The sequence below is a fragment of the Aeromonas sp. S19(2024) genome (genome assembly GCF_041402625.1).
Taxonomy (GTDB): domain Bacteria; phylum Pseudomonadota; class Gammaproteobacteria; order Enterobacterales; family Aeromonadaceae; genus Aeromonas; species Aeromonas caviae.
This window is the reverse complement of sequence record NZ_JBGLQU010000006.1, coordinates 103,408-117,513: the sequence shown is the minus strand read 5'-3', so window position 1 is coordinate 117,513 and position 14,106 is coordinate 103,408. Positions and strand designations below refer to the sequence as shown.

The 14,106-nt window shown below is 59.9% G+C and carries 16 protein-coding genes; 2 read left to right on the top strand and 14 right to left on the bottom strand.

Annotation, left to right across the window (positions count from 1 at the left end; genetic code table 11):
* Positions 1-4: 4 nt before the first annotated feature.
* The 7 genes from hscB to ACB037_RS13985 form a co-directional block, all read right to left on the bottom strand.
* Positions 5-523 (bottom strand): co-chaperone HscB, encoded by a 519-nt coding sequence (gene hscB / locus ACB037_RS14015; protein ID WP_128296707.1) that lies wholly within the window; start codon positions 521-523, stop codon positions 5-7.
* A gap of 190 nt (positions 524-713) precedes the next feature.
* Positions 714-1,037: an iron-sulfur cluster assembly protein IscA gene (gene iscA, locus ACB037_RS14010; protein WP_010675058.1), complete on the bottom strand. Its 324-nt coding sequence runs from the start codon at positions 1,035-1,037 to the stop codon at positions 714-716.
* Positions 1,038-1,052: 15 nt separating this feature from the next.
* A complete protein-coding gene (iscU, locus tag ACB037_RS14005; RefSeq protein ID WP_010675059.1) occupies positions 1,053-1,436 on the bottom strand; it encodes a Fe-S cluster assembly scaffold IscU in 384 nt (127 codons plus the stop codon).
* 54 nt (positions 1,437-1,490) lie between these two features.
* Positions 1,491-2,705 (bottom strand): IscS subfamily cysteine desulfurase, encoded by a 1,215-nt coding sequence (locus tag ACB037_RS14000; protein WP_010675060.1) that lies wholly within the window; start codon positions 2,703-2,705, stop codon positions 1,491-1,493.
* A gap of 52 nt (positions 2,706-2,757) precedes the next feature.
* Positions 2,758-3,261 (bottom strand): Fe-S cluster assembly transcriptional regulator IscR, encoded by a 504-nt coding sequence (gene iscR / locus ACB037_RS13995; protein WP_025327241.1) that lies wholly within the window; start codon positions 3,259-3,261, stop codon positions 2,758-2,760.
* 94 nt (positions 3,262-3,355) lie between these two features.
* Positions 3,356-4,090: a tRNA (cytosine(32)/uridine(32)-2'-O)-methyltransferase TrmJ gene (trmJ, locus tag ACB037_RS13990; protein WP_103857942.1), complete on the bottom strand. Its 735-nt coding sequence runs from the start codon at positions 4,088-4,090 to the stop codon at positions 3,356-3,358.
* A gap of 190 nt (positions 4,091-4,280) precedes the next feature.
* On the bottom strand, positions 4,281-4,793 hold the full coding sequence (locus tag ACB037_RS13985; RefSeq protein WP_371175456.1) for an SCP2 domain-containing protein: 513 nt from the start codon (positions 4,791-4,793) through the stop codon (positions 4,281-4,283).
* A 190-nt stretch (positions 4,794-4,983) separates the two neighbouring features.
* Between ACB037_RS13985 and ACB037_RS13980 the strand changes: the two genes are divergently transcribed.
* Together ACB037_RS13980 and ACB037_RS13975 are read left to right on the top strand one after the other, a co-directional pair.
* Complete coding sequence (locus tag ACB037_RS13980; RefSeq protein WP_128271750.1) at positions 4,984-5,979, top strand: peptidase U32 family protein; 996 nt, start codon at positions 4,984-4,986, stop codon at positions 5,977-5,979.
* A gap of 12 nt (positions 5,980-5,991) precedes the next feature.
* Complete coding sequence (locus tag ACB037_RS13975) at positions 5,992-6,864, top strand: U32 family peptidase (RefSeq protein ID WP_268451587.1); 873 nt, start codon at positions 5,992-5,994, stop codon at positions 6,862-6,864.
* A 75-nt stretch (positions 6,865-6,939) separates the two neighbouring features.
* Here the strand turns inward: ACB037_RS13975 and nlpI are convergent, their stop codons facing one another.
* The 7 genes from nlpI to queA form a co-directional block, all read right to left on the bottom strand.
* The gene (gene nlpI / locus ACB037_RS13970; protein ID WP_280520777.1) at positions 6,940-7,872 is read right to left on the bottom strand and encodes a lipoprotein NlpI; all 933 of its coding nucleotides are present in this window, start codon (positions 7,870-7,872) and stop codon (positions 6,940-6,942) included.
* A 90-nt stretch (positions 7,873-7,962) separates the two neighbouring features.
* Complete coding sequence (locus tag ACB037_RS13965) at positions 7,963-8,331, bottom strand: rhodanese-like domain-containing protein (RefSeq protein ID WP_039038735.1); 369 nt, start codon at positions 8,329-8,331, stop codon at positions 7,963-7,965.
* A 100-nt stretch (positions 8,332-8,431) separates the two neighbouring features.
* On the bottom strand, positions 8,432-9,379 hold the full coding sequence (secF, locus tag ACB037_RS13960; protein ID WP_010675068.1) for a protein translocase subunit SecF: 948 nt from the start codon (positions 9,377-9,379) through the stop codon (positions 8,432-8,434).
* 9 nt (positions 9,380-9,388) lie between these two features.
* A complete protein-coding gene (secD, locus tag ACB037_RS13955; RefSeq protein ID WP_039038737.1) occupies positions 9,389-11,242 on the bottom strand; it encodes a protein translocase subunit SecD in 1,854 nt (617 codons plus the stop codon).
* A gap of 18 nt (positions 11,243-11,260) precedes the next feature.
* Entirely contained in the window at positions 11,261-11,596 is a 336-nt protein-coding gene (gene yajC / locus ACB037_RS13950) for a preprotein translocase subunit YajC (RefSeq protein WP_010675070.1), read from the bottom strand.
* A 50-nt stretch (positions 11,597-11,646) separates the two neighbouring features.
* A complete protein-coding gene (tgt, locus tag ACB037_RS13945; RefSeq protein ID WP_010675071.1) occupies positions 11,647-12,783 on the bottom strand; it encodes a tRNA guanosine(34) transglycosylase Tgt in 1,137 nt (378 codons plus the stop codon).
* 118 nt (positions 12,784-12,901) lie between these two features.
* The gene (queA, locus tag ACB037_RS13940) at positions 12,902-13,969 is read right to left on the bottom strand and encodes a tRNA preQ1(34) S-adenosylmethionine ribosyltransferase-isomerase QueA (protein WP_010675072.1); all 1,068 of its coding nucleotides are present in this window, start codon (positions 13,967-13,969) and stop codon (positions 12,902-12,904) included.
* Positions 13,970-14,106: the final 137 nt, after the last annotated feature.

Below are 14,106 nucleotides of genomic sequence, written 5' to 3'. Positions count from 1 at the left end.
AGGGTCAAGACTCGAACAGCGAGTCTTCGAATCGTTCCAGCTCCTCGAGGAGCTTGTCGACAAATTTGAGCTTGCGAACGCAATCCGCCGCCTGCAGATCCTCACCCCTGGTGAGAGAGTCGGTCAGCCGTTGCATCAACGCCTGGTGATCATGCCTGATCTCCTGGCGAAAATCCTTGATGGCCCCCTCAGGGTCGGCGTCGCCCTTGAGATCAGCCAGCCGCTCTCGCCACTCCAGCTGTTGCATCAGAAAGGCAGGATCTTGTAGTGTCTGCTGCTCGCCGCGAATATCGGTGCCCCGCAAGGAGAGCAGATACTCGGCTCGGCGCAAGGGGGCCTTGAGGGTGGTAAAGGCATCGTTGATCTGGGCAGCACGCTGCACGGCAGCAAGCTGCTCCCGCTCGGGGGCAGTCGCAAAACGATCGGGATGGAACCGGGTCTGCAGCTGACGATAGGTGTCAGCCAGTTGGCGAGTATCGAGCTCGAAGCCCTCAGCCAGCCCGAATAGCTCGAAATGATTCATCCTTCGTCCTCAGACAATAGCGCTGGGAGTGCAACCACACTCGTCTTGAACTTGAAAGCAGTGGCATGGACTGGCGTCCACACCACTGTGTTGATGAGCAAGGTGTTGATCACAAGAGACTCGCCGCAACAGGGCTCACCCTTGGGGCTACGAGGCGTTGCAAACATGGGCGATCTGTCAATCGAACCACTTACACGCTGAAGCTTTCGCCACAACCACATTCGCCCTTGGCATTCGGGTTGTTGAACTGGAAGCCCTCGTTGAGGCCTTCCTTCACGAAGTCCAGCTCGGTGCCATCCAGGTGGATCAGGCTCTTGGCATCCACGATGATCTTGACGCCTTTCTGCTCAAATACCTGATCCTCGGCAGCCAGCTCATCCACGAACTCGAGCACATAGGCAAGGCCAGAACAGCCGGTCGTCTTGACGCCGAGGCGCAGGCCGATGCCCTTGCCCCGGTTGATCATGAAGGAGGAAACCCGCGCCGCTGCGGCATCTGTCATGGTTATGGCCATACTGCTCTCCGGACCTTAAAGACCTTTCTTCTGCTTGTAATCGGCGATGGCGGCCTTGATGGCATCCTCCGCCAGAATGGAGCAGTGGATCTTCACCGGCGGCAGCGCCAGCTCTTCGGCGATGTCGGTGTTCTTGATACCGGCCGCTTCGTCCAGGGTCTTGCCCTTGACCCACTCGGTCACCAGGGAGCTGGAGGCGATAGCGGAACCACAGCCGTAGGTCTTGAACTTGGCATCTTCGATGATGCCATCGTCGCTGATCTTCAGTTGCAGCTTCATGACGTCACCACAGGCCGGTGCACCGACCATGCCGGTGGCGACGCTGGGATCGTTCTTGTCAAAACCACCGACGTTGCGGGGATTCTCGTAGTGGTCGATTACTTTTTCACTGTAAGCCATATCTAACTCCTGCTAATTCCGTTGTTCACCAGACCCTTGCCATGCTGGCAAGGATCAGTGATGTGCCCATTCGACCGTGTTCAGATCGACGCCATCCTTGAACATCTCCCACAGGGGGGACATCTCGCGCAGACGACCGATGGAGTCGCAGATGAGCTTGATTGCGTAGTCGATCTCTTCTTCGGTGGTGAAGCGACCGATGCTGAAACGGATGGAGCTGTGTGCCAGCTCGTCGTTCAGACCCAGGGCGCGCAGCACGTAGGAAGGTTCCAGGCTGGCCGAGGTACAGGCAGAACCGGAAGAGACCGCCAGATCCTTCAGTGCCATGATGAGGGATTCCCCTTCCACATAGGCGAAGCTGACGTTCAGGTTACCCGGTACACGCTGATCCAGATCCCCGTTGATATAGACTTCTTCGATGTTCTTGATGCCATCCCACAGACGCTGGCGCAGGGCCATGATGTGCTGGCTCTCGCTCGCCATCTCTTCCTTGGCGATGCGGAAGGCTTCCCCCATGCCGACGATCTGGTGGGTTGCCAGGGTACCGGAGCGCATGCCGCGCTCGTGACCACCGCCGTGCATCTGGGCTTCCAGACGAACACGGGGCTTGCGGCGCACATACAGGGCGCCAATGCCTTTCGGGCCGTATACCTTGTGGGCGGACATGGAGAGCAGATCAACCTTGAGCGCTTCCACGTCGACCGGGATCTTGCCCACGCTCTGGACGGCGTCCACGTGCAGCAGGATTTTGCGGGAACGGCACAACTCGCCGATGGCAGCGATGTCTTGCACCACCCCGATCTCGTTGTTGGCGTGCATGATGCTGACCAGGATGGTGTCATCACGCAGGGCGCCTTCGATCTGCTCAAGGGTGAACAGGCCGTTGGGCATGGGCTCAAGGTAGGTCACCTCATAGCCTTCACGCTCCAGTTGGCGGCAGGTATCCAGCACAGCTTTGTGCTCGGTCTTGGAGGTGACGATGTGCTTGCCCTTGCCGGCGTAGAAATGGGCAATGCCCTTGATGGCCAGGTTGTTGGACTCGGTCGCACCGGAGGTAAAGACGATCTCGCGCGGATCCGCGCCGATCAGCTCTGCCACTTGATTACGGGCCAGATCCACCGCCTCTTCGGCCTGCCAGCCGAAACGGTGGGAACGGGAGGCTGGGTTGCCGAACAGGCCGTCCATGGTGAGGCACTGCATCATTTTTTCTGCGACACGCGGGTCCACCGGACAGGTTGCCGAATAATCAAGGTAAATAGGCAGTTTCATCTTTTTCTCCGTTACGACGGGGTCACACAGCGACTCGTCGTGGAAAGCACGTTTATAGTTGGACTTTCAAGCTCACATCACCGCGTTCGGCCCGATCAACCAGGGACAACACGGTCTTCATTTGTTCATCTTGCTTGCCGGCGATACGGCGCACATCGGCCTGACCAACCAGCTCGGCCAGGGTGATATCCCCTAGGAAACTGGAGATGCGTTCGCTCAGATCCCGCCACAAGGAGTGGGTCAGGCACTGGGTACCACCGTGGCAGCCCCCTTTGCCGAGGCACTTGGTCGCATCGACCGATTCATCGACCGCAGTGATCACCTGACCGACCGAGATCTCGCCAGGGGCCAGACCGAGGCGATAGCCGCCACCGGGACCACGTACGCTGCTCACCAGACCATGCTTGCGCAGACGGGCAAACAGTTGTTCCAGATAGGACAAGGAGATGCCCTGGCGCTCTGAAATATCAGCCAGGGGCACGGGCCCCTGCTCTGCATGCAACGCCACGTCGAGCATGGCTGTCACCGCGTAACGTCCTTTTGAGGTCAGTCTCATATGCCTTACCGTCTTGCGAACCAATCAATATGTGGCATATGGTCACATACCCGACTAAATCAGTCAAGTATATGCTTGAGTAAATCAGTCGGGATTAATCCTGTGCCCTGGACTTCTGGACAGAGGTGAGAATGCCCCGCAGGATGTTCAACTCCACTGCTTCGGGTCTGGCCCGATTGAATAGACGACGCAGTTTGCTCATCACATGGCCTGGATGGTCATCGGCAATGAACCCCGTCTTTTGCAACGTCTGCTCCAGATGCTGATAAAACCCTTCCAGTTGCTGGGCGCTGGGGTACTCGACCCGCTCATCCTCCGGGGCCGAATGCTCCTGGTTCTGTACTTCCAGCCAGCGCATCCGCACCTCGTAACAAAGGGTCTGCACTGCCATGGCCAGATTGAGGGAGCTGTATTCTGGATTGGCGGGAATGGCCACATGGAAGTGGCATTTTTGCAGTTCGTCATTGGTGAGGCCGGTACGTTCACGGCCAAACACCAGCGCGACCGGGTGCTCCATGCCCTCGGCAACCAGCTTCTCGCCCGCTTCACGGGGATCCAGCATGGGCCAGCTCAAGGTGCGGGAACGGGCACTGGTGCCGATGACCAGACCACAGTTGGCAATGGCTTCATCCAGGGTCGGCACGATTCGGGCGCGAGCCAGGATATCGCTGGCCCCCGCTGCCAGGGCGACGGCCTCCTCATCCGGCTGGGCCTGGGGATCGACCAGCACCAGTTGAGTCAGCCCCATGGTCTTCATGGCCCGCGCCGCGGATCCCATGTTGCCGGTGTGAGAGGTGTTTACCAACACGATACGAATCTGATCCAACATGCCCAGTCAATCTTCAGTCAAAAATGGCGCGCAATTGTAACATAACCAATCGCTATTGTGGCACCGCTTCCGACCAGGCATTTCTGCACAAACAGACAGATGATACATCCCCACCCTGCGTGGTCACGCTGACAGTGGGGTACTGCGGCTCAAGTTCACCTGTTCCGCAGCACTCGGGCAAGAAAACGGCTCAGCTCATTGTCGCGGCAGTGGGCACGTGCGTCTCGCGGGCCCGCTCGATAAAGGTCGCCAGATCCATCAGGGGGTATTTCATCAATCCCAGCCCGTCAAGATCCAGGCTGTCCATCAGGTTTTTCACCTCCAGACCCAACTCTGTATCCCCCTCTATCTTCAGCTTGCGCTGGAAGAAGAGAGAGTCGGGATCTTCCTTGCGCCCGGCGATCAGAACAAGATCCTGGCTATTGCCGCTGAAACAGACATCGACGTGCTCACACTTCCTTGCCACTACCAATTTGCCCTCCTGCTCGCTGATAAACCAGCATAGCCCCAGATCGCTGACTTCCACTTTCAGCCACTTGCCCGCAAGAAACGCAAATTCCCCCTCTTCGATGGCCTCCCGGAATACCCTGCCCAGCAGGGCCTCCATCAGGTTTTGTTGCAGCGGGAAGGGCACCAGCTTGAGGGGGTGGCGCAAGAGACGGGGTGCCTGTTCGACCAGGCGACGTTGCAGTTGTTGAAACACGATAAACTCCCAGTTTTTTGCGCATTCAAGCACAGGGCCGCAGCCATGATCCTGTTGGAAATCAAACTTGTGCCCACTTACCTCAAGAAGGGTAAAGCCACACAAAGCTGCCTCAGGTCAAAAAGTGGAAGGACGCCGGTGAATACAATCGGGCCACTTTTGCATTTTTTGCCCTCTCGGAGCGTACCCGATGGAATTACTCTGTCCGGCAGGCAGTTTGCCGGCACTGAAAACAGCCGTGGATAACGGGGCCGATGCGGTCTATATCGGCTTCAAGGATGACACCAATGCCCGCCACTTCGCCGGGCTCAACTTCACCGACAGCAAGCTGGAAAGAGCGGTTGACTATGTCCACCAGCATGGCCGCAAGCTGCACATCGCCATCAATACCTTTGCCCACCCGGGCTCCGATGCCCGTTGGAAGCAGGCCGTGGACAAAGGGGTGGCGCTCGGTGCCGATGCCCTGATCATCGCCGATCTCGCCGTGCTCGATTATGCCAGCCGCCGCCATCCCGACATGGAGCTGCATGTCTCGGTCCAGGCCAGCGCCACCAACGCCGCTGCCATCCGCTTCTACCAGCAGCACTTCAACGTCGGCCGGGTGGTGCTGCCGAGGGTGCTCTCCATGCATCAGGTGAAGCAGCTTGCCCGCGAGACCGACGTCGGCCTCGAGGTGTTCGCCTTCGGCAGCCTCTGCATCATGGCGGAGGGGCGCTGCTACCTCTCCTCCTACATGACAGGCGAGAGCCCCAACACCGTCGGCGCCTGTTCACCGGCCAAGTTCGTGCGCTGGGAGGAGACCCCGAGCGGCCTCGAATCCCGCCTCAACGAGGTGCTGATCGATCGTTACGGCCCGGGGGAAAATGCCGGCTACCCGACCCTGTGCAAGGGGCGCTTCGAGGTGGATGGCCAGACCTATCACGCGCTGGAGGAGCCCACCAGCCTCAACACCCTCGGCCTCCTGCCCGAGCTGTTCCAGACCGGCATCCAGTCAGTCAAGATCGAGGGACGCCAGCGCAGCCCCGCCTATGTGGAGCAGGTGACCCGGGTCTGGCGCGCCGCCATCGACGCCTATCAGGCCAACCCCGAGGCCTATCAGGTCAAGGCCGAGTGGGATGCCCAGCTCGCCCGCGTCTCCGAGGGGAGCCAGACCACCCTCGGTGCCTATCATCGCCAGTGGCAATAAGGAGCCCTGTTCATGAAATTCTCTCTCGGCCCCCTGCTCTTCTACTGGCCCAAGGCCGACACCCAGGCCTTCTATCAGGCGGCCACCGCCAGCCAGGCCGACATCGTCTATCTGGGGGAAACCGTCTGCAGCAAGCGCCGCGAACTGAAAGTGGATGACTGGATTGCCCTCGCCCGTCAGGTGACCGCCTCGGGCAGGCAGGCGGTGCTCTCTACGCTGGCGCTGATCTCTGCCCCCTCCGAGCTCAAGGAGGTCAAGCGACTGATCGACAACGGCGAGCTGATGATCGAGGCCAACGATCTGGGGGCCGTCCAGCTCGCCAGTGAAGCCGGGCTGCCGTTCGTCTGCGGCCCTGCCATCAACGCCTACAACGCCGACGTGCTGCGCATGCTGCTTAAACAGGGGATGCAGCGCTGGGTGATGCCGGTGGAGCTCTCCCGCGACTGGCTGATGCAGCTCAATCAGGATCTGGGCAGGGAGCGCCAGCAGTTCGAGGTGGAGGTGTTCGCCTATGGTCATCTGCCGCTCGCCTACTCGGCACGCTGCTTCACCGCCCGCTCCCTCGACCGGCCCAAGGACAACTGCGAACTGGCCTGCATCGACTACCCCACCGGGCGACTTGCCAGCAGTCGCGAGGGGCAGAAGGTGTTCAACCTCAACGGCATCCAGACACAGTCCGGTTACTGCTACAACCTGGGCAACGAGCTCAAGGGGATGGAGGGCCTGGTGGATGTGGTGCGCCTCTCTCCCGAAGGCATGGAGACCCTGGAGATGCTGGAGCGCTTCAAGGCCAACGAACAGGGGATGGCCCCCCTGCCCCTGCAGCAGGAGCGGGACTGCAACGGTTACTGGCGCCAGATCCCCGGCATGAGCCTGGTGGAGTAGCGGTACAACCCGTATCACCAGACAGCAAAAAGGCCTCGTCAAGAGGCCTTTTTCATGGGGTTCAAACCCATTTAGTCACGCTTTGCCGCTCTTGCCCTGGGCTCCGGGTGGCTGGGGCTTGCGCGCCATCAGTTCCAGCTCCAGCAAGGCATAGCGATGCTCGATGAAGTCATAGACGTTGTTGGCCAGCGCCAGCTTGAAGTAGCTGATGGCTTCCTTGCGGTTACCCTTGGCCAGCTCGAACTTGCCGAGGTAGAAGTAAGTCTCGCACAGGCGCTCGGCGAGCTCCCTGTTGTCCTTGACCCCTTTCACCACGTTGCTCATCAACTGGGTGGCATTGATGTCGCCCGTATAGAGGCGCACCAGATCCCAGTTCCAGGCGTCGTCGTCATACTTGTTGAGCCGCTCGCGCATCCGGCTCATGGCCGCCGGTCCGTTGAGCTTCTGCTCGGCCAGATAGAGCCAGATCACCCGATAAGGGTCTTCCGGTTGCGCCTCGTAGAAGCGCTTCATATCCGCCGCGGCAAGCTCGGGGCGATTGCCGTAATAGAGCGCGATTCCCCGGTTGAGATAGGCGTAGTCGTAATCCGGGGCGAGCTCCAGAGCGGAGTCGAACGCCTCATAGGCCTCGTCGTAGTTCTGCTGTTGAACCAGATAGACACCGATGAAGTTGTAGGCCTCGGCAAAATCCGGCTTCTCCCGCAGGGCGCGGTTGAAGTCGAGTCGCGCCAGGGAACGCAAGCCCACCCGGTCAAACACCACGGCACGCTCATAGAAGAGTTCTGCCCGCTGTTCGGTCGTCAATTCCATTTCACTGAGCATCTGCCCGAGTCGCGCCAACGCCAACTCGCTCTGGTAGGAGACCTGCAAGGGGGTCGCCAATACCAGTGAAGCGGGTTGCGGCTTGGGAACTTGAGGCGCTTTTACCTGACTGCTACTGCTGCAACCCCACAAGGGGAGCAACAACAGGATACCCGTGAGGTATCCAATCCCTATCCTGACGTTCAATGAACACTCCGACGCTTACGCTTGACCCCGCATATGGTAAAGATCACGGGGCCGTTTGTCATGTGGCGCAGCCCCTCTCCCTCAAATAAATCAGGATTCGACAGGGTATCCGGCATCGCTCCAGCCGCGAAAGCCTCCATCGACGCTGACGACCCGGGAATAACCCATCTTCTGCAGGTTATCCGCCACCAGGATGGAGCGAAATCCCCCACCACAATAGAGGTAGAGTTCGGTGTCGGGATCCGGATACCGGGTCTCGATGTCACGCTCTATCACCCCGCGCCCGAGATAGGTGGCCCCCGGCAGATGGCCCCTGGCCCACTCGCTCTCTTCGCGCACGTCGATCAGATGAAATGCTCGGCCCTCATCCTGCCAGCGCTTGATCTGATGCACATCGGTTTCCTGCACCTGCGGGCGGATGGCCTCTACCAGGGCCAGAAAACGGGGATTGTGTTGCATGGGCTTGCTCCTTGCTTTGGGTAATGGATGCTGGGTTGTGGGGAGCATCATGACTCACCCCGGCCACAAGAGAAAGGGCGCCTTGCGGCGCCCTTGTCTGTTACGGCAGGATCTCTTGCTGATCCGCGCCCTCTTTTTCCACCTGGGTCGGCAGCATGTGCTCCCGCTTGATCCCGAGGAACATGGCTGAGGCGCTCGCCACATAGATGGAGGAGTAGGTCCCGAAGGCCACCCCGATCACCATGGCGATGGAGAAACCGTGGATCAGAGGTCCGCCCTTGAGCAGCAGCGCCACCACCACCACGAAGGTCAACCCCGAGGTGATGATGGTCCGGCTCAGGGTCTCGGTCATGGAGAGATCCATGATCTCCGCGGTGTCCCCACGGCGTACCTTGCGGAAATTCTCCCGCACCCGGTCGAACACAACGATGGTGTCGTTCAGGGAGTACCCCACCAGCGTCATCAGCGCCGCCAGCACGGTCAGGTCGAACTCGTACTGGAAGTAGGCAAAGATGCCGAGGGTGATGATCACGTCGTGAGCCAGGGAGAGGATGCCCCCCGTGGCCAGACGCCACTCGAAGCGCACCGCCACGTAGATCAGGATACAGATGATGGAGGCCAGCATGGCCAGGGCACCGTCGGTGGCCAGCTCGTCACCCACGGAGGGGCCGACGAACTCGACACGCTTGAGCACGGCGCTCTCGTCGACCAGCTTGGCGGCCGCCAGGACCTCGTTGCCCTGCTGCTCGACCTTGACGCCCTCTTGGGGGGCCATGCGCACCAGCACATCACGGCTGGAGCCGAAGAACTGCAGGGTCGCCCCGTCAATCTTCTGCTGATCCAGCGCCTCGTGCATCTTGTCCAGGCTCACCGACTGCTGGAACCCCACCTCGATGGTGGTACCGCCGGTGAAGTCCAGCCCCCAGTTCAGGCCACGATCGTACAGAACGTAGAGGGCGAGCACCGTCACCAGAGCAGAGAGGACCATACCCAGCTTGGCGAAACGCATGAAGGGGATGGGCTTTTCAAAATGTAGAATTTGAAACATGTCTCTTCCTTAGATCGGCAGCTTGTCGATGCGCCGTCCACCCCAGGCCAGGTTGATGATGGCGCGGGATACCGTGATGGCAGTGAACATGGACGCCGTCAGGCCGATCCCGAGGGTCAGGGCGAAGCCCTTGATGGCACCGGTACCGATACCGAACAGGATCACGCAGGTGATGAGCGAGGTGACGTTGGAGTCGGCGATGGTGGAGAAGGCGCGATCAAAGCCCAGGTGAATAGCTTGCTGCACCCCGCGACCATTGCGGATCTCTTCACGAATACGCTCGTAGATCAGCACGTTCGCATCCACCGCCATCCCCAGCGTCAACACGATACCGGCGATGCCCGGCAGGGTCATGGTGGCCCCCGGGATCATCGACATGATACCGACGATGAGCACCAGGTTCATGGTCAGCGCCAGATTGGCCACCCAACCGAAGGCACGGTAGTAGATCCCCATGAAGAGCACGATCACCAGCATGGCCCAGCCGATGGCTTCCATCCCGCTGTCGATGTTCTGCTGACCCAGGCTCGGGCCTATGGTGCGCTCTTCGACGATCTGGATCGGAGCAATCAGGGCACCGGCACGCAGCAGCAGCGCCAGGTTGTGGGCTTCGTTGGCGTTGTCGATCCCGGTGATGCGGAACTGGCTACCCAGGCGAGACTGGATGGTGGCGACGTTGATCACCTCCTCCTGCTTGCGGAACTTGCGCTTGCCGTCCGGACCAGGCTGACCCACCGGCTTGTACTCGATGAAGACGGTCGCCATGCCTTTGCCAACGTTGTCCTTGGTAAAGTTGGCCATCTTGTTGCCACCCTGACCATCGAGCTTGATGTTGACCTGGGGACGGCTGTATTCATCGAAACCGGACTGGGCACCCACGATGTGGTCACCGGTCAGGATCACGCGCTTTTGCAGTACCACGGGACGACCGTTGCGATCGTTGTAGACCTTGGAGCTCGGCGGCACGCGGCCTGCGGCAGCAGCCTGGATATCGGCAGCCTCATCGACCATGTGGAACTCCAGGGTCGCGGTGGCACCCAGGATCTCCTTGGCACGGGCGGTGTCCTGGATCCCCGGCAGCTCGACGATGATACGCTCACCGCCCTGCTGCTGGACCAGCGGCTCGGCCACACCCAGTTCGTTCACCCGGTTGCGGATGATGGTGATGTTCTGCTCGAGGGCATACTTCTTCACCTCTTTGACCTTGGCTTCGCTCAGACTGGCCAGCAGGATGAAGTCATCCCCTTTCTGGTCGGTGGTGAAGACAAGATCCGCATTCTGGCGACGCAGGAAGGAGAGTGCCTTGGCCTGATCGGCCTCGTCACGGAAGACCACCTGCACCTGATCCCCGACCCGGCGTACACCGGAGTAGCGGATCTTCTGGGTGCGCAGCTCGGCGCGGAAATCCTGCACCATCTGTTCCTGCTGCTTGGCCAGCGCTTCGGCCATGTCCACTTCCATCAGGAAGTGCACACCGCCCCGCAGGTCAAGACCGAGCTTCAGGGGCGCCGCGCCGATGGCCTCAAGCCAGGCGGGGGTGGACGGTGCCAGGTTGAGGGCGGTGATGAAATTGTCGCCCAGCTTGTTGGCCACGATGTCACGCGCCTTGAGCTGGTCTTCGGTGTTGTTGAAACGGATCAGGATGAAGCCGTGCTCGAACGCCGCATGCTTGACCGGGATCTTCGCCTCGTCGAGGGTTTCCTTCACCTGATCGAGGGTTTCTAGTTTGACTTCGGCACCACGGCTGGCAGAGACCTGCAAGGCCGGGTCTTCGCCGTAAAGATTGGGGGCTGCATATAGAAAACCGATGGCGATCACGACGATCACCATCAGGTATTTCCACAGCGGATAGCGATTTAACACGCTGTGCTCCTCGGGAGATTAGAGGGACTGAATAGAACCCTTGGGCAGAACGGCAGAGACGAAGTCACGCTTGATGGTGACCTGGGTCTGATCGTTCAGGGCCAGCACAATGTAGTCGCTGTCGGCGGAAACCTTGGCGATCTTGCCGACCAGGCCACCGGAAGTGAGCACTTCGTCGCCCTTGGAGAGGGAGCTCATCAGATTGCGATGCTCCTTGGCACGCTTGGCCTGGGGACGGTAGATCATGAAGTAGAAGATGAGACCGAACACGGCCAGCATGATGATCATTTCCATGCCACCACCCTGTGCTGCCGGAGCCGCGCCTTCTGCATACGCCTTGGAGATAATGCTCATTTAACAACCTCTTATTGATGTAGATTTGAATACTAACTTATATGTCGTTGTTATTTCACGTCATTTTCAGCCAGTGGAGGCACAGGCTTCCCTTGCCGACGGTAAAACTCAGTTACAAAGTCGTCTAATTTACCCTGCTCGATCGCGTCCCGCAAACCCTGCATCACGCGCTGGTAATAACGCAGGTTGTGGATGGTATTCAGACGGGCACCGAGGATCTCGTTGCACTTGTCCAGATGGTACAGATAGCTGCGGGTGTAGTTCTTGCAGGTGTAGCAATCGCAGTCCGCATCCAGGGTGCTGGTGTCTTCCCGGTACTTGGCGTTGCGGATCTTGACTACCCCATCGGTGGTAAAGAGATGACCGTTGCGGGCGTTGCGGGTCGGCATCACGCAGTCGAACATGTCGATACCGCGGCGCACCCCTTCCACCAGATCCTCCGGCTTGCCCACCCCCATCAGGTAGCGCGGCTTGTCGGCCGGAATTTTCGGGCAGACATGGTCAAGGATGCGATGCATGTCCTCTTTGGGCTCACCCACGGCGAGACCGCCGACCGCGTAACCGTCGAAGCCGATCTCAAGGAGACCGTCCAGCGACACATCCCGCAGCGGTTCGTAGACAGAACCCTGGATGATGCCGAACAGGGCGTTCTTGTTGCCCAGCGCATCGAACTTGTCACGGGAGCGCTTGGCCCAGCGCAGGGACATCTCCATGGACTTGCGCGCTTCCTCGTAAGTGGCCGGGTACGGGGTGCACTCGTCGAAGATCATCACGATGTCGGAACCCAGATCGTACTGGATCTCCATGGACTTCTCGGGGTCGAGGAAGATCTTCTCGCCGTTGATGGGATGACGGAAGTGCACCCCCTCCTCGGTGATCTTGCGGATGTGCCCCAGGCTGAACACCTGGAAACCACCGGAGTCGGTCAGGATCGGCCCCTGCCAGTTCATGAAGTCGTGCAGATCGCCGTGGGCGCGCATCACTTCCTGACCCGGGCGCAGCCAGAGGTGGAAGGTGTTGCCAAGCAGGATCTGGGCACCGGTCTCACGTACCTCTTCCGGTGTCATCCCCTTGACGGTGCCGTAGGTGCCGACCGGCATGAAGGCCGGGGTCTGGACCACGCCACGCTCGAACACCAGTTGACCGCGACGGGCACGCCCATCGGTGGTTTTCAATTCAAATTTCATTGCTACCTCTATTCAGTCAGAGAAACAGTCTGACAACAAAGGGCCCGAGGGGCCCGGTAATATGAAGCCGGCCGGCATACTGACAAGCAGAGCCTGAACGACTTCTGAAGGGCAAGGCTTAACCCTGCACCCGGCGACGGGTGACGAACATGGCGTCCCCGTAGCTGAAGAAACGGTACTGTCCCGCCACGGCGGCCTGATAGGCGGCCATCACGTTGTCATAGCCGGCAAAGGCGCTGACCAGCATGATCAGGGTGGATTCGGGCAGGTGGAAGTTGGTGATCATGGCATCGACCACCTGGAACTCGTAACCGGGGAAGATGAAGATGTCGGTGTCATTGAAGAAGGGCGCCAGCGGCTTGCCCTGGGCCAGGGTCGCCTTGGCTGCGCTCTCGAGGGATCGTACCGACGTGGTGCCCACCGCAACCACCCGACCGCCGCGGGCGCGGGTCGCCGCGATGGCATCCACCACCTCCTGGGGCACTTCGGCGTATTCCGAGTGCATGTGGTGATCTTCAATCTTGTCGACGCGCACCGGCTGGAAGGTGCCCGCCCCCACGTGCAGGGTCACGAAGGCCATCTCCACGCCCTTGGCACGGATCTGCTCGAGCAGCGGCTCGTCGAAGTGCAGACCGGCAGTCGGCGCCGCCACGGCACCCGGCTTCTGGTTGTAGACGGTCTGGTAGCGCTCCTTGTCGGCATCCTCGTCGGGACGGTCGATATAGGGAGGCAGCGGCATATGGCCGATGGCATCCAGAATGGTCAGCACAGGGCGCGGGTCCAGGAAGTGGATCTCGAACAGAGCGTCGTGGCGGGCACGCATCTCGGCCTCGACGGGCACACCGTCGGCACCGCCATCCAGAAGGAGACGGGTACCTGGCTTGGGGGACTTGGACGAGCGGACGTGCGCCAGCACGCTGTGCTCGTCCAGAATGCGCTCCACCAGCACCTCCAGCTTGCCGCCGCTGGCCTTCTGGCCAAACATGCGGGCCGGAATGACCCGGGTATTGTTGAACACCAGCAGATCGCCGGGGTTGAGCTGGTCAAGCACATCGACAAAATGACCGTGGCGCAGGGCGCCGGTTTGACCATCGAGCTGCAGCAGGCGGCTGGCGGTACGCTCCGCCATGGGATAGCGGGCAATCAGCTCGTCTGGCAGATCAAAATGAAAATCGGATACTTGCATCTTTCACCTCGGGGGAATCGGCGGCTAGTCTAGTTATCCCCCTCTTCCAAGGCAACCCAAAAGACTAAAAACCCAAGGAAGACAAGGGATAGCGGGCCATTTTGTGAGGCTGGGCCCGTTAAAAATCCTTTAAGGTT

Excerpts from the sequence above, each read along its gene's own strand:
- ACB037_RS13975 (WP_268451587.1), top strand. The coding sequence starts at position 5,992 with ATGAAATTCTCTCTCGGCCCCCTGCTCTTCTACTGGCCCAAGGCCGAC.
- ACB037_RS13980 (WP_128271750.1), top strand. The coding sequence starts at position 4,984 with ATGGAATTACTCTGTCCGGCAGGCAGTTTGCCGGCACTGAAAACAGCC.
- ACB037_RS14000 (WP_010675060.1), bottom strand. The coding sequence starts at position 2,705 with ATGAAACTGCCTATTTACCTTGATTATTCGGCAACCTGTCCGGTGGAC.
- queA (WP_010675072.1), bottom strand. The coding sequence starts at position 13,969 with ATGCAAGTATCCGATTTTCATTTTGATCTGCCAGACGAGCTGATTGCC.
- tgt (WP_010675071.1), bottom strand. The coding sequence starts at position 12,783 with ATGAAATTTGAATTGAAAACCACCGATGGGCGTGCCCGTCGCGGTCAA.
- secF (WP_010675068.1), bottom strand. The coding sequence starts at position 9,379 with ATGTTTCAAATTCTACATTTTGAAAAGCCCATCCCCTTCATGCGTTTC.
- ACB037_RS13965 (WP_039038735.1), bottom strand. The coding sequence starts at position 8,331 with ATGCAACACAATCCCCGTTTTCTGGCCCTGGTAGAGGCCATCCGCCCG.
- hscB (WP_128296707.1), bottom strand. The coding sequence starts at position 523 with ATGAATCATTTCGAGCTATTCGGGCTGGCTGAGGGCTTCGAGCTCGAT.
- trmJ (WP_103857942.1), bottom strand. The coding sequence starts at position 4,090 with ATGTTGGATCAGATTCGTATCGTGTTGGTAAACACCTCTCACACCGGC.
- iscA (WP_010675058.1), bottom strand. The coding sequence starts at position 1,037 with ATGGCCATAACCATGACAGATGCCGCAGCGGCGCGGGTTTCCTCCTTC.
- iscR (WP_025327241.1), bottom strand. The coding sequence starts at position 3,261 with ATGAGACTGACCTCAAAAGGACGTTACGCGGTGACAGCCATGCTCGAC.
- iscU (WP_010675059.1), bottom strand. The coding sequence starts at position 1,436 with ATGGCTTACAGTGAAAAAGTAATCGACCACTACGAGAATCCCCGCAAC.
- yajC (WP_010675070.1), bottom strand. The coding sequence starts at position 11,596 with ATGAGCATTATCTCCAAGGCGTATGCAGAAGGCGCGGCTCCGGCAGCA.